The sequence below is a fragment of the Methylobacterium sp. BE186 genome, from assembly GCF_031457035.1.
Taxonomy (GTDB): Bacteria; Pseudomonadota; Alphaproteobacteria; order Rhizobiales; family Beijerinckiaceae; genus Methylobacterium; species Methylobacterium segetis.
Genome location: NZ_JAVDVV010000004.1, coordinates 106200 through 119151, shown reverse-complemented (window position 1 = coordinate 119151; position 12952 = coordinate 106200). Strand labels below are relative to the sequence as shown.

Sequence of the window (12952 nt, the reverse complement as noted above, 5' to 3'; positions counted from 1 at the left end):
TCCCACGAGCCGCCCCATGCCTCCTTTCGACCCCGCGCGCGCGGCGGATTACCCCGCCGTCATCGGCTGCGACGAGGTCGGCCGCGGCGCGCTCTGCGGCCCGGTCGTCGTGGCCGCGGTCTGGTTCGATCCCACCGCCCTGCCGTCCGAGATCCTCGGCCGGCTCGACGACAGCAAGCGCTTGAAGCCGGTTCACCGCGAGGCCCTGGCGCCGCTGATCCGCGCTCATGCGCGCGTCGCCGTCGCGGCGGGCTCGCGCGCCCTCGTCGACCGCATCAACGTGCGGGCTGCGACCCTCGACGCGATGGCTCGAGCCGTGGCGCGGCTCGGCCTCGACGCGCCCGTGATGGTGGATGGCCGTGACGCGATTCCCGGTCTCGATGCCGAGTGCCGCGCCGTGATCGGCGGCGACAGGCTGGTCCCGCAGATCGCCGCCGCCTCGATCGTCGCCAAGTGCCTGCGCGACGGCCTGATGCGGGCGCTCGCCCGCCGCCACCCGGACTACGCCTGGGATCGGAACGTCGGCTACGGCACCGCCGCCCACCTCGACGGCCTCGCCCGGATCGGCCGCAGCCCGCACCACAGGCTCAGCTTCACGCGCTCTCTCGGCGTCTGACCCTCTCAGAACAGGCTGAGCTGCGCGCCCGGAGGCGAGAAGGCGTCGGCGTTGAGCGTGACGCGCTCGCCGGCAAAGCCGAGCCGCGCCTTGGCGAGGCGCATGCGCTGCGCGATCAGATCGGCGTAGGGCCCCTCCCCCACCATGCGCCGCCCGAAGGCGGCGTCGTAGACCTTGCCGCCGCGTGCCTGCCGGACGAGGGAGAAGACGTGCTGGGCCCGGCCGGGATAGTGCTCCGCGAACCAGTCGGAGACGAGGGCGTCGAGTTCGTGCGGCAGGCGCAGCAGCACGTGGTTCGCTTCGCATGCGCCGCGAGCCCGCGCCTCGGCGAGGATGGCCTCGATCTCGTGGTCGTTGAGAGAGGGGATGACGGGCGCCACGATCACCATCACGGGGATGCCCATCGCGCTGAGCCGCTCGATTGCCTCGAGGCGCTTCAGCGGATGCGGAGCGCGGGGCTCCAGGCGGCGGGCGAGCGCGGGATCGAGGGTCGTGACGGAGACCGCGACCTTCACGAGGCGGTCGGCCGCCATCGCGGCTAGGATGTCGGCGTCGCGCACCACGAGGTTCGACTTCGTGACGATGCCGACCGGGTGCCGAAAGCGGGCAAGGACTTCGAGAACGCTTCGGGTGATCCGGTGCGTCCGCTCGATCGGCTGATAGGGGTCGGTGGCCGTGCCGAGCGCGATCGTGCGCGGGCTGTAGCCCGGCGCCGACAGTTCCCGCTCCAAGAGCTTCGCCGCGTCCGGCTTGGTGAAGAGGCGGGTCTCGAAGTCGAGCCCGGGCGACAGGCCGACATAGGCATGGTTCGGCCTCGCGAAGCAGTAGATGCAGCCATGCTCGCAGCCCCGATAGGGATTGATGGAGCGATCGAAAGGAATGTCGGGCGAGGCGTTGCGGGTGATGATGTGGCAGGCCCGCTCCGGCAGGACCTCGGTGCGCAGTCGCGCCGTCTCGGAGGGGGTCCAGCCGTCGTCGAAGATCTCGCGGCCCGACCGCTCGAAGCGTCCGGACGGGTTGGCGTTGGCACCCCGGCCGCGCCGGGCAGCCGCCTCGACGCCCGTGTCGGAAAGACGCCGCTGCGACTCGCCGTCCGGCAGGTGCTTGGTCATGCGATGGTATTCCGGACCGCCTCTTCGCTTTGGGACTAGAACATAAAGCGAACATGAGCGAGTCCGCCTGCATCAATTTCGAGCATTTCCGGTGCATTCCCCTCCGGTGCACGGTCGGGGCTGATCCTGCGCTGCCTTGGCCTGTCGCTTTCGCGTGAAAATGGTCTATGGGCGCGCATGATCTCCGCCCTGACCTACGTGGCCCGACCGGCAGATCCGGACGCGATCGATCGCCTCGCGGACACTCTCGCCGCCCTCGTCACCGGGGTGGCGGCGGGGCTGATCGGCGATGCGGTGATCGTCGTGCCCGTGCCGAACGAGCCTGTCGCGACGGTCGCCGAAGCGACGGGCGCCGCCCTCGTGGTGCGGCCGCGGGGCGCCTCGCCCTGGGCCGCGGGCGCGAAGGCGGCCCGCCGGGAATGGGTTCTGTGCCTCGAGGCGGGGGACGTTCCGGCCGAGGGCTGGATCCGCGCCCTCGACCGTTTCGTGAACACGGCGCGGCCCGACGTGGCCCTGGCACGGCTGCGGCGCCCGCACGCGAACCTGCCGGCCCGCCTCGCGACGAAGGGCGAGCGCGTGCTCGGCGTCAGCGCCCCGCGTCCGGGCGACCTGGTGCGCCGCGAGCGCCTCGTGGCAGGCCCCATCTTCACCCCGCGCCTGAAGCCGCGCCTCCTCGCGGCGCGCCTCGAACGGGCCTGATCCGGCTCAAACGGTGACGGACGCGCCGCGGCGCAGGTGCTCGTCGAGGCGGGGCATGATCTCGACGAAGTTGCAGGGCCGGTGCCGATAGTCGAGCTGCTGAGCGAGAATGCCGTCCCAGGCATCCTTGCAGGCACCGGGCGATCCCGGGAGCACGAAGACGTAGGTGGCGTTGACGACGCCTGCAGTTGCCCGCGACTGCAGGGTCGAGGTGCCGATCTTGTCGTAGGAGATCCGGTGGAACACCGCCGAGAACCCGTCCATGCGCTTCTCGAACAGGGGCTCCAGGGCCTCGGGCGTCACGTCGCGGCCCGTGAAGCCGGTTCCGCCGGTGGTGATGACGACGTCGATGCCGGGATCGCGCGACCACGCCTCCACCTGCCCGCGGATCGCGGCCACCTCATCGGGCACGATGGCGCGCGCCGCGAGCCCGTGGCCGGCTGCCGCGAGGCGCTGGACGAGGGTGTCGCCCGAGCGGTCGTCCTCGGGGCGGCGCGTGTCCGAGACCGTGAGCACGGCGATCGAGAGGGGTATGAAGCTGCGCGAGGCGTCGGAGGCAGGCATGGGGCGGGCTCGCAGGAGGGCCGGGCTTCGGGGCGGGAACGCTTCCCCGGACCGGGCCATGAGATAGGCCCGGCGGCCGGCCCTGGAAAGCGGCCCGACGGAAAGGGCTTCGTCAACCTCTGCAAGCCAGGATGAAGGCTTCTCGACCCGTGACGCAGCCCGCCCGGCGACACCCGTGAAGCGCTCCTTCGACGACCCGAGTGACGGCGTGCCTGCGGCTGCGCCCCCAGGCGGCGGGGGCCGGCCAGCCCACGGCATCGCGGGCTGGCCGGGACAGGGCCAGCGCGGGGCGGACTCACGGCCGGACAGCCTTCCGGACGGACGGCCCTGGCCGCGCCTGCGCATCGTCACGGTCTCGGACGGCACGGAGGCAGGGCTCGCGGACACGCTGGCCTCGGTGCTGGCTCAGGGCTACCCGGAGGCGCGCCACGACGTCCTGCCCCCGGCCACGCTCGCGGACGGCGCCTTCCCCGATGCCGGCGCGGCCGACCACGTCCTGATCCTGCGCGCGGGCGACATGCTGGCTCCCGGCGCCCTCACGGCCCTCGCCCTCGAAGCGGCGCTGACGGGAGCGGCGGCCGTGGCTGGCCTGCGGGTGCTCTACGACGCGGCCGTGACGGGCCTCGACGCGCCGTCCCTCGACGCAGGCTTCGAGGACGATGGCGATCCCCAATCCGGCGGCGAGATCCTGTTCGCAAGCTCGGCCTTCGATGGGGAGCCGGCTCGCCCTGCTGAACTCTGGGCCCGTCTCGCGGCGGCCGGGGCGCCGCTCGTCCGGATCGGTCGGCCCGTCCTCCTCCAGCGTGATTCGGCCGCGCCCAAGCCGATCGAGGGCCTGTCGATCGTGTCGCTGACCGGAGCGGGGCACCGGGGCGGCGCCGGCATCGCCCAGCGCCGCCTCGGCGAGGCGCTCCGGCTCTCGGGCCACCGCGTGGCGCAGATGGCCCTGACCGACGAGTCGCCCCCCGCAGCGGCCGAGTGGACCGACGCCTTCCCGGGCACGGAGGCGACGATCCGCCAGTTAGGCCCGGACCTCGTCATCGCCGGCAACCTGCACGGCGCGACGCGGAGCCTCGACATCCTCGGGCGCCTCGGCGCCACGGCCCGGACCGCCCTCGTCCTGCACGACCTGTTCCCCCTCACCGGGCGCTGCGCCTACCCGAAGGGCTGCACCCGCATCGCGGTGGGCTGCGACGCGGCCTGCCCCACCCCCGACGAGTATCCGCAACTCCGCCGGAACCGCATTCCCGGACTGCACGTCCGCAAGCGCTCGGTCCTCGGCGCACCGGGCGGTCCCCTCCTCCTCGCCAATTCCCGGTGGACCGCCGAGCGGGCGCGGGACTACGCCCCGCCCGCGGCCCGCGTCGCGCAGATCGCCCTGGCCTTCCCGACCGGGGTCTTCGCGCCCGGCGACCGGGCGGCCCTGCGGCGCCGGCTGGGGCTGCCCGCCGACGATGTGCTGGTGATGTTCTCCGCGGTCATCGTCGACGCGCCGGACAAGGGTGTGACCGACCTCGTCGAGGCCCTGCGCCGCGTGGCGCGGCCGGGGATCGGCTTCGTCGCCGTCGGCCGGCTCGACGATCCGGCGCGGCTCGGCCTGCCGAACCTGCACGCGCCGGGTCCGATCGGCGAGGAGGCCGAGCTCGCCGCCTGGTACGGGGCCTGCGACCTCCACGTCACGGCGAGCCGGCTGGAGACGCTGGGCCAGACGCCGATCGAGGCGGGCCTGTGCGGCACGCCGACCCTCGCCTACCGCGCGACGGGGCTGACCACGGCCGTCATCGACGGCGTCACCGGACGGCTCGTGCCGGAGGTCCCGGGCGCCCTCGCAGCGGCCCTGGAGGAGTTCGTCGCGGACGGGGCGGCGCGGCGGCGGCTCGGTGCCTTCGCCCGCATCGCCCTCGAGAACCGCTTCAGCTACGCCGCCGCCTCCATGTCGATCGAGGCCGCGCTCGCGACGTCGGGCATCCTGCCCCGGCGGGCAGGCCGCCCGCGCTTCGCCCCCGAGATGCTCGCCCGGTTCGATCTGGCGGCCGACCGGCACGGCGGCGAGGGCGGCACCGTCGATGCGCCCTCCCCGCCGCTGGTCCGGCGGCTCCGGCAGGCGAAGCACGCACTCCTCGGCCGCAACCTACCCTTCTGGGCGCGCCGCAGCCTCTACCTCGCGACGCGCCTGCGCGGCGCCCTGCGCCGAAGGGGAATCAACGCGTGAGCCGGCGCATCTACATCGACCAGACACACCTGCGGGGCCACGTCACGGGCATCGAGCGGGTCGCCCGCGACCTGTTCGCCCCGGAGCAGCTCGCCCCGCACGATGTCCGCCTCCTGCGCAGCCGCGGCCTGCCCGCGATGATCGCCGCCCAGCAGATCGGCCTTCCCCTGCGCGGCCTGCGGGATCGAGACGCGCTGTTCGTCTTCCCGGGCTTCCCCCCCGGCCCGCTCTGCGCGGCGCTCGGGGATCGCTGCATCCTCTACGTGCACGACACTTTCCTGCTGACCCGGCCGGAGGACCTGAGCTGGAAGAGCCGTCTCTACATGGCGCCGAGCTTCGGCCTCGCCATGCGCTACGGCCGGCGCTTCCTCGTGAATTCCCGGACCACGGGCCGCGAGTTGCGCCAGCTCTGCCGGCCGGACGCCCTCGTCGCGCTGCTGCGGCCGGCGGTCGGCGACGTGTTCGGCCTCGCCGGCCTGCCGGCCGGGCGCCCCACGCCCGCCCCCGGCGAGCCGCTGCGCCTCCTCGCGATCGGCACGATCGAGCCGCGCAAGGACTACCCGGCCGCCATCGCCATCGTCGGCGCTCTCAACCGGATGGGCGTGCCGGCCGAACTCCACGTCGTCGGGCGGGTCGGCTGGGGTCGGCACGCCTTCCTCGACGATCCGCCCGCCTTCCTGACCCTCCACGGCTACGTGGACGATGCCGGCCTGCGCCGCCTCGTCGAGAGGAGCCATCTGCTGATCTCGACCTCGAAGGCCGAAGGGCTCGGCCTGCCCCTCCTCGAGGTGCAGCACGGGGGCCTGCCCGTCGCGGCGCCTGAGGGGCCGGTCTTCGCCGAGGTCCTCGGGGCCTCCGGCCTGTTCCTCCGGCCCGACGACCCCGAGGGCTCGGCCTCGGCGCTCGCCGCCTGGGCACGCGGCGGCCGCCTCGCCGCGGCGGCGGACGCGGCGCGCGGGAACGTGTCGGCCTGGAATGCGGCCGCGCGAGCGGACGCCGCCCGCTTCAGCGATTTTCTCGCGCGCGGGGTCGCAGCCTACGCGGAAAGCGGCACCGTTGCGACAACGTGAAGCTGTGCGAGCCTCATTCGAGGACATTGATACGATCAGGAGTGGCAGGCGTGTTAATCTTAACCGCTGGTAACTGCCGGTGATCTCGGGTTTGCACCGCGATGACTCGCGCGGCGCAAGACATCCTTGCCGCGAAATGGTCTATCTCTTCGGCATGACGGTTGCGATTGGTTGATCGTTCGTCACCGTCAGCGGGAACGCCGTGCCGATTCGGCACGGAGCGACCGCGAGGCGGGTCCGACGGGGCCAAGCGTTCGCCCGGAAAGTTCCGGGACCGGACAGGTCAGGGGACGAGGCAGATGTTCGACTTCGCGACACCGATCCGCGGCGAGCCGGTTCAGATGGTCATGCAGCAACCGGAATCCGACCAGCCGAGCCTGCGCACGATCCTGCGGCGGCTCTGGAATGGGCTAAGCTTCGTCCTTCTCGGCGGCCTGTTCATGCTGGCCGTGGCGGTCGCCGCGATGGGCCTCCTGACCCCGACCTACACCTCGACGATCCAGATCCTGATCGATCCCTCCGACCTTCGGCTGGTCGAGAACGAGATCAGCACGCGCACGCCCCAGGCGGATGCCGGCGTCTCGATCGCCGAGAGCCAGGTGCGGGTGATACAGTCGGACAATGTCCTGCGCCGGGCCATCGCCAAGGTCGGGCTCGCCGAGGACGACGAGTTCGTAAAGCCCGATTCGGACAACCCGCTGGTGGTCGGCCTGAAGCGGGCCCTCGGCATGGTACCGCCGCCCGCGAGCCGCGACCCCGTGAACCTCGCCCTCGACACCCTCCGCCTCAAGCTGACCGTGCGTCGGGCCGAGCGCACCTTCGTCATCGAGGTCTCGGTCCAGTCTCGCGACCCGGAGAAGGCAGCCCGCATCGCCAACGCCATCGGCGAAGCCTATTTCGCGGAAGAGGCCGGAGCCCGCACCGAGGCCGCACGGCGCGCCTCCGACTCGCTCTCGGCACGGCTCAACGCCCTGCGCCAGGACGTCGAGGCGGCGGAAGGCAAGGTGGTGCGCTACCGGGAAGACAATCGCCTCGTCGCCTCGTCCGGCCGTCTCCTCACCGACCAGCAGCTCGGCGACCTCAACCAGCAGCTCGTGACCGCCTCGATCAAGACCGCCGAAGCCCGCTCGCGCCTCGACCAAGCGAAGAAGATGAAGGTCGGCGACGCCGGCACGGCGCTCCCCGAGATGCTGCAATCGCTCGAGATGCAGGCGCTGCGGCAGCAATACGCCACGCTCTCGCGCAACACCGCGGAGCTTGCGACCCGCCTCGGCGAGCGGCACCCGGCCATGGCCGAGCAATACGCCCAGCAGCGCGATCTCCAGCGCCTGATCCAGCGGGAAAAGGAGCGGATCATCGAGACGACGCAGAAGGATTTCGACCGGGCCGCCGCGAGCGAGGCCGCCATCCAGAAGAACCTCGACCGGGTGAAGACCGAGAATGCGGCCAGCGACCGCGCCAATGTCGGCCTGCGCGAGTTGGAGCGCTCGCTCGAATCCCGCCGCGGCATCTACGAAACCTTCCTGCGCCGCTCCCGCGAGGCGAGCGAGCAGGAGCGGCTCAACAACACCAACGTGCGGGTCATCTCCCCGGCGACGCCCGCCCGCGAGCGCACCTGGCCGCCCTCGCCGAAGGTGGTGCTGCCGGTGGCGCTGATGCTCGGCCTGCTGCTCGGCGCCGCCATCGCCCTCGCCCTTGGTGCCAACCGCGACCGCAGGCAGGCGCAGCGCCGGACCGTGCAGGTTCCTCCGCCGGCGCCGGCTCCCGCCCGCAGCTTTCGGGCGGCCGATGCCTGAGGCGGAGCGCCCACATCCGGCGGCCGAGCCGCCAGCCGGGGCGCCGTCGAGGAGCCTGCGCCTCTTCGGCCTCGACTTCTCGACCGCCGGCCCGGCGCAGATCCTCTCGGACGTCGCCGCCCGGCCCGGCAATGGGCCTCGTCTCGTGGTGACGGCCAATGTCGACCACATCGTGCAGCTCTCGGAGAACGCGGCCTTCCGGGCAGCCTACGAGAGCGCGGCGGCACGCACTCTCGACGGCATGCCGCTGGTCTGGTTCTCGCGGCTCCTCGGGCAGCCGGGGGGCCGGCGCGTGACGGGGCACGACCTCCTGGCCAGCGCGCTGTCCGGCATCCCCGACCCGGCCGCGCGCATCTTCCTCGTCTGTCCCACCGCCCTCGCGGGTGATCGGCTGCGCGCGCGCCTCGCCCGGGCCGGCTGCGCGCCGGACGCGGTGGCGCTCGCCGTGCCGCCCTTCGGCTTCGAGGAGGATGCGGGCTACGGGCAACGCCTCGCCGAGGCGGTGCGCGCCCACGGCACCACGCTGCTCGTGATGGGCGTCGGCGCGCCGAAATCGGAAATTTGGGTTCACCGCCAGGGCGCTGCCCTTGGGGCTCCCGTTGTGCTGGCGGTTGGGGATGCGGTGAGCGTGGCGGCGGGGCTCGTCCCACGGGCGCCGCTCCTGATGCAGCGGACCGGCTTCGAGTGGCTGTTCCGCTTCCTGCACGCGCCGCAGCGGCTCTTCGGCCGCTATTTCGTGCGGTCCTGGCGCTTCCTTCGGATCGCCGCGCAGGACGCCGGCGCCTCGGGCAAGGCCGAGACGCGGCGGGCGTGAAATCCGGTCGGCACGGGGCCGGTCAGCGCGCGACGAACAGGTCCGGACGGCGCAGGCGCAGGGCCTGGACGAGGACGAGGGTCTTCATGTCGGCGACTTCCCCGCGCTCGCTCATCGCGGCGAGGTCCGCGAGCGGGACCTCGTGCACCGTGATGGCCTCGTGCTCCTCGGCGAGCCCTCCGCCGGGTCCGGAGCGGTCGGCAGCCGTGAAGGCGCCGAGGAACAGGTCCATCTGTTCCGTCGAGATGCCGGGCATGCTCCAGCCGCGCACCACCCATTCCAGCGGCCCGAGCCTGATCCCCGCCTCCTCGTAGACCTCGCGGCGCGCGCCCTCCTCGGCCTCGGCCTCGTCGAGAAGGCCGGCCGGAGCCTCCCAGACTTCCGCCGTCCCGTCGGCGTAGAAGGCCGGGGCGCGGAACTGCGAGATCAGAACGGCGATCCGACGCTTGGGATCGTAGGGCAGCACGGCGACGGCGCGGCCGTGATCCTCGATCTCGCGCTTGATCGGCGTGCCGTCGGTCATCGTCACCTCGGCGACGAGGAAGCGGCTCCAGCCGTCGTGGACCGTCCGGGTGCCGCGGATGATGGGTGCCATGCGAGAATCCCCGAGCCCGCCGCGGCGGATTGTTGCCGCGGCTTTCGGGCGGTCCTCTAAGGGGGACTTGGCGCATCAATGAGGCGGCAGGCTACCCGTTGCGGCGAATGACGAAGCGCAGCGTCGCGCCGTCGCGCTCCTGAGCAATAAGGCTGTCCCCCTCCTCCCGCAGAAGATTGGGGATGTCGATGGCCGCCATCGGATCCGTGCAGGCGATGACGAGACGAGTGCCGGGCGTCAGGCCGCGCAGGACCTTGCGCGTACGCAGCACCGGCAGAGGGCACTTGAGCCCGCGCAGGTCGAGTTCGATCGGGTCACTCACGAAAAAACCCCGCCGACGGCGCAGGCCGTCGGCGGGGTATCTAGACGATGGCGGCGTCCGCGTCAGGCGGCCCGCCGCGCATCCGTGCCGGGCCTCAGTAGCCCCAGCCGTAGGCCGGGTAACCGTAGCCGTAACCGTAGGCCGGGTAGCTGTAGCCGTAGGCCGGATAGCCGTAGCCGCCGCCGTAGCCGGCACCGTAATAGCCGTCGTAGTAGCCGTAGCGGGGCGCCGAGCTCGCCGCGATCGCGCCGCCGATGATGCCGAGGGCCGCACCGGCCGCCAAGGCGCCGCCGACGCCGCGACGGTAGCCGTAGCCCCGGTAGCCGTAGCCGCCACGGTAGCCGCCGTAATAGCCGCCGCCGCGCCAGCGAACCTGATCGACGCCGCCGGCCGGGCCTCCGACCTGCGCCGAGTTCAGGGCCGGGAGGGGAGCCGCCTCGGCGGCAGTGAAGGAACCCGCGGTCATGCCGATCGCGGCAGTGCCGGCGAGGGCGAGGGTCAAGATACGCGACATGAGGACAATCTCCTGTGTCGAAGCGGTAGTGCCCTGAGAACGGCGTCGCTCCATTTCCGTTCCGCCGGCCGCGGGCACGGACACGCTTCGCCCGTGCCCTCACGCACATGTGTACGGTCAAGGCTCCGGCGGCCGGCCTTAGGGACGCATCCTCGCAGGGGGTCGCGAGCCTGTCGAAGGGTCAGAACACGCAGGTCTCGAAGGCGGGCGCGACCGAGCGACGCCACGCACCCTCGTAATCAGCGAGCCGGTCCTCGGCATGGGTGCGGCCCGCCGCGACGATCGCCTCGAGCGGCTGCAGATAGGCGGTCTCGTCGCGCCCCGCGGCATCGCGCCGTGCGCGCGCCTGGAGACCCGAGCGGGCGATGGCGAGCGTTTCCGCGGCCACCTGCCCGAGGCTCCGGCCGGCCACCGGCGTGGCGAGGCCGAGCCGGGGCACGGTGGCGCGCACCGCTTCGCGCTCGGCCTCGCTCCAGCCCTTGGCGAGGTCGAGGGCGGCGTCGAGGGCGCCCTCGTCGTAGAGGAGGCCCGTCCAGAAGGCGGCCTGCGCCGCGATCATCGCCGGCCCGCCGACATCCGACCCGCGCATCTCGAGGAAGCGCTTCAGGCGCACTTCGGGAAAGGCGGTGGAGGCGTGGTTCGCCCAGTCCGAGACCGTGGCGTACTCGCCCGGGAGCTGGGGCAGCTTGCCCGCCATCAGGTCGCGGAAGGAGGCGCCGGAGACGTCGTGGTAGGTGTCGCCCCGCTTCACGAAGTACATCGGCATGTCGAGCAGCCAGTCGACATAGGTCTCGTAGCCGAAGCCGGGCTGGAACGCCTCGGGCAGCATGCCGGTGCGGTCGCCGTCGGTGTCGCGCCAGATCTCGGAGCGTCGGGAGAGGAAGCCGTTGGGACGCCCGTCGGTGAACGGCGAATTTGCGAAGAGCGCCGTCGCCACGGGCTGGAGGGCGAGCGACGCGCGCATCTTGCGCGCCATGTCGGCCTCCGAGCAGAAATCGACGTTCACCTGCACGGTCGCCGTGCGCAGCATCATGTCGAGGCCGAGGGTGCCGACCTTGGGCATGTAGCCGGCCATGATGCGATAGCGGCTCTTCGGCATCACGGGGGTCTCCTCCCGCGTCCATTTCGGGCTCATCCCCAGGGTGAGGAAGCCGATTCCGTGCGGCTCGGCGGCGCGCGCCGCCGCATCGAGGTGCATCTGTAGCTCCCGCGCCGTGGCATGGACGTCGGGAAGCGGCGCGCCGGAGAGCTCGAACTGTCCGCCCGGCTCGATCGAGATGGCCCCGCCCTCGGCGCCCGCCAGCCCGATGATATTGCCCGTATCAATGATGGGCTCCCAGCCCGTCTCCCGCGCGAGGTCTTCGAGAAGCGCCCGGATGCCGTGCTCGCCCGCGTAGGGCACCGGTCCACGGCTCTCGCGATAGAAGGGGATCTTCTCGTGCTCCGTCCCGATCGCGAACTGGTCGCGCGGTTTCTCGCCCTCGGCGAACCACGCGATCAATTCGGCGCGCGTGGTGAGCGGGGTCGTGTCGGACGTATCGCGCGCCATGCGCTGCCTCGTGGTGCGGGATCGTTCGGGGGAGCGAGGGGCCGCGCCGCTCATCTGCGCCGTCGAGCCCCTCGGTCTGATGTCGTGTCCTTAATCCAGCCCGCAAGGCGCGACAACGCGAGGCACGCGCGGGGCACCGGCTCCGGACCGGTGCCGCGTGCCGTCCCGGACGACCCGATGTGCGCCCGCGCACGCGGATCCGGCCCTCAGCGGGCGTCGCCGAGGATCGCCTGGACGAGGGCCATCACCGCCACGGCCGCCGTGTCCGCCCGGAGGATGCGCGGCCCGAGAGACAGGGCCACCGTGTTCGGACGCCCCACGATGAGGTCGCGCTCCTCCGGCGCGAATCCGCCCTCGGGTCCGACGAGCACAGCGAGGGGCGGCGGGCTCGCGGGATCCGCCGCCCCGCGCAGCGCCGCGACGGGGTCGGCCACGGCCGCATCCTCGTCGCAGAAGACGAGGAGCCGGTCGGGTTCGAGGTCGGCCAGAGCCGCGCGCAGGCGGGCCGCCTCGGGCAGGTCGGGGATCGCCAGGATGCCGCATTGCTCGGCGGCCTCGATCGTGTTCGCCCGCAGCCGCTCCGCGTTAATCCGCTCGCCCTGCGTGTAGCGGGTGAAGACGGGGCGGATGGTGCCCGCTCCCATCTCGACGGCCTTCTGGGCGAGGTAGTCGAGGCGGGCGCTCTTCAGGGGCGCGAAGAGGTAATGCAGGTCGGCCCGGTCCGGCTGGGGCCGGGTCTGCGCCTCGAGCAGGAGGTCGGCGCTCTTGCGGCCGGTCGGGTCGAGGCGGCCCCGCCACTCGCCGTGTCGCCCGTTGAAGACGAGGACCGGGTCCTCCGGGCTCCGCCGCAGCACGGTGAGGAGGTAGTTTGCCTGCGCCCGGTCGAGGGGCAGGCGCGCGCCCGCCCCGAGATCCGCCTCGACGTAGAGGCGGGGAGCGGTGAAATCGTAGGCGGCCATGGCTGCGAAGTCGCGCGGCCGCGCCGCCCTGTCAACGCGGCCCCGGGAGACGTTGCAAAAACGTTACGCCCGCCGCTTTTTGCCGAATTGCCCACGGCCGAGGGCCGCCACCGGTTTGCGGCTCGAAAGA

General features: G+C 72.4%; 13 protein-coding genes. 6 read left to right on the top strand and 7 right to left on the bottom strand.

Features of this window, described 5'->3' with window-relative positions; genetic code table 11:
- Window positions 1-16: 16 nt before the first annotated feature.
- Window positions 17-616: a ribonuclease HII gene (locus J2X36_RS06325; protein WP_310347368.1), complete on the top strand. Its 600-nt coding sequence runs from the start codon at window positions 17-19 to the stop codon at window positions 614-616.
- Between the two features lie 5 nt (window positions 617-621).
- On the opposite strand, the gene J2X36_RS06320 is transcribed toward J2X36_RS06325, so the two are convergent.
- Complete coding sequence (locus tag J2X36_RS06320; protein WP_310347367.1) at window positions 622-1728, bottom strand: PA0069 family radical SAM protein; 1107 nt, start codon at window positions 1726-1728, stop codon at window positions 622-624.
- A 177-nt stretch (window positions 1729-1905) separates the two neighbouring features.
- Between J2X36_RS06320 and J2X36_RS06315 the strand changes: the two genes are divergently transcribed.
- The gene (locus tag J2X36_RS06315) at window positions 1906-2427 is read left to right on the top strand and encodes a hypothetical protein (RefSeq protein ID WP_310347365.1); all 522 of its coding nucleotides are present in this window, start codon (window positions 1906-1908) and stop codon (window positions 2425-2427) included.
- A gap of 6 nt (window positions 2428-2433) precedes the next feature.
- Here J2X36_RS06315 and moaB read toward each other — a convergent pair whose 3' ends face one another.
- Window positions 2434-2991: a molybdenum cofactor biosynthesis protein B gene (gene moaB, locus J2X36_RS06310; RefSeq protein WP_132250011.1), complete on the bottom strand. Its 558-nt coding sequence runs from the start codon at window positions 2989-2991 to the stop codon at window positions 2434-2436.
- A gap of 175 nt (window positions 2992-3166) precedes the next feature.
- Between moaB and J2X36_RS06305 the strand changes: the two genes are divergently transcribed.
- The 4 genes from J2X36_RS06305 (at window position 3167) to J2X36_RS06290 (ending at window position 8883) form a co-directional block, all read left to right on the top strand.
- On the top strand, window positions 3167-5203 hold the full coding sequence (locus tag J2X36_RS06305) for a glycosyltransferase (protein WP_310347363.1): 2037 nt from the start codon (window positions 3167-3169) through the stop codon (window positions 5201-5203).
- Window positions 5200-6273: a glycosyltransferase gene (locus J2X36_RS06300; RefSeq protein ID WP_310347360.1), complete on the top strand. Its 1074-nt coding sequence runs from the start codon at window positions 5200-5202 to the stop codon at window positions 6271-6273. The genes J2X36_RS06305 and J2X36_RS06300 overlap by 4 nt, the downstream gene beginning before the upstream one ends.
- 299 nt (window positions 6274-6572) lie before the next feature.
- Window positions 6573-8069, top strand: a complete 1497-nt coding sequence (locus J2X36_RS06295; RefSeq protein WP_310347358.1) for a GumC family protein — start codon at window positions 6573-6575, stop codon at window positions 8067-8069.
- Window positions 8062-8883 (top strand): WecB/TagA/CpsF family glycosyltransferase, encoded by an 822-nt coding sequence (locus J2X36_RS06290; RefSeq protein WP_132250017.1) that lies wholly within the window; start codon window positions 8062-8064, stop codon window positions 8881-8883. Before J2X36_RS06295 ends, J2X36_RS06290 begins: the two co-directional genes overlap by 8 nt.
- Window positions 8884-8905: 22 nt before the next feature.
- On the opposite strand, the gene J2X36_RS06285 is transcribed toward J2X36_RS06290, so the two are convergent.
- The 5 genes from J2X36_RS06285 to J2X36_RS06265 all read right to left on the bottom strand — a co-directional run bounded on the left by J2X36_RS06285 (window position 8906) and on the right by J2X36_RS06265 (window position 12822).
- Window positions 8906-9478 carry an NUDIX hydrolase gene (locus J2X36_RS06285; RefSeq protein WP_310347355.1) on the bottom strand — a complete coding sequence of 191 codons (573 nt, stop codon included), beginning with the start codon at window positions 9476-9478 and terminating at the stop codon, window positions 8906-8908.
- Window positions 9479-9569: 91 nt separating this feature from the next.
- A complete protein-coding gene (locus tag J2X36_RS06280) occupies window positions 9570-9800 on the bottom strand; it encodes a sulfurtransferase TusA family protein (RefSeq protein WP_132250021.1) in 231 nt (76 codons plus the stop codon).
- Between the two features lie 94 nt (window positions 9801-9894).
- On the bottom strand, window positions 9895-10314 hold the full coding sequence (locus J2X36_RS06275) for a hypothetical protein (protein ID WP_132250023.1): 420 nt from the start codon (window positions 10312-10314) through the stop codon (window positions 9895-9897).
- Window positions 10315-10495: 181 nt separating this feature from the next.
- On the bottom strand, window positions 10496-11863 hold the full coding sequence (locus J2X36_RS06270; RefSeq protein ID WP_310347353.1) for a glutamate--cysteine ligase: 1368 nt from the start codon (window positions 11861-11863) through the stop codon (window positions 10496-10498).
- A 206-nt stretch (window positions 11864-12069) separates the two neighbouring features.
- The gene (locus J2X36_RS06265) at window positions 12070-12822 is read right to left on the bottom strand and encodes a 16S rRNA (uracil(1498)-N(3))-methyltransferase (protein WP_310347351.1); all 753 of its coding nucleotides are present in this window, start codon (window positions 12820-12822) and stop codon (window positions 12070-12072) included.
- Window positions 12823-12952: the final 130 nt, after the last annotated feature.

What these genes read in the sequence shown, in the direction of transcription:
- J2X36_RS06325 (WP_310347368.1), top strand. Translation starts at nt 17, where the DNA reads ATGCCTCCTTTCGACCCCGCGCGCGCGGCGGATTACCCCGCCGTCATC.
- J2X36_RS06320 (WP_310347367.1), bottom strand. Translation starts at nt 1,728, where the DNA reads ATGACCAAGCACCTGCCGGACGGCGAGTCGCAGCGGCGTCTTTCCGAC.
- J2X36_RS06315 (WP_310347365.1), top strand. Translation starts at nt 1,906, where the DNA reads ATGATCTCCGCCCTGACCTACGTGGCCCGACCGGCAGATCCGGACGCG.
- moaB (WP_132250011.1), bottom strand. Translation starts at nt 2,991, where the DNA reads ATGCCTGCCTCCGACGCCTCGCGCAGCTTCATACCCCTCTCGATCGCC.
- J2X36_RS06295 (WP_310347358.1), top strand. Translation starts at nt 6,573, where the DNA reads ATGTTCGACTTCGCGACACCGATCCGCGGCGAGCCGGTTCAGATGGTC.
- J2X36_RS06290 (WP_132250017.1), top strand. Translation starts at nt 8,062, where the DNA reads ATGCCTGAGGCGGAGCGCCCACATCCGGCGGCCGAGCCGCCAGCCGGG.
- J2X36_RS06285 (WP_310347355.1), bottom strand. Translation starts at nt 9,478, where the DNA reads ATGGCACCCATCATCCGCGGCACCCGGACGGTCCACGACGGCTGGAGC.
- J2X36_RS06275 (WP_132250023.1), bottom strand. Translation starts at nt 10,314, where the DNA reads ATGTCGCGTATCTTGACCCTCGCCCTCGCCGGCACTGCCGCGATCGGC.
- J2X36_RS06270 (WP_310347353.1), bottom strand. Translation starts at nt 11,863, where the DNA reads ATGGCGCGCGATACGTCCGACACGACCCCGCTCACCACGCGCGCCGAA.
- J2X36_RS06265 (WP_310347351.1), bottom strand. Translation starts at nt 12,822, where the DNA reads ATGGCCGCCTACGATTTCACCGCTCCCCGCCTCTACGTCGAGGCGGAT.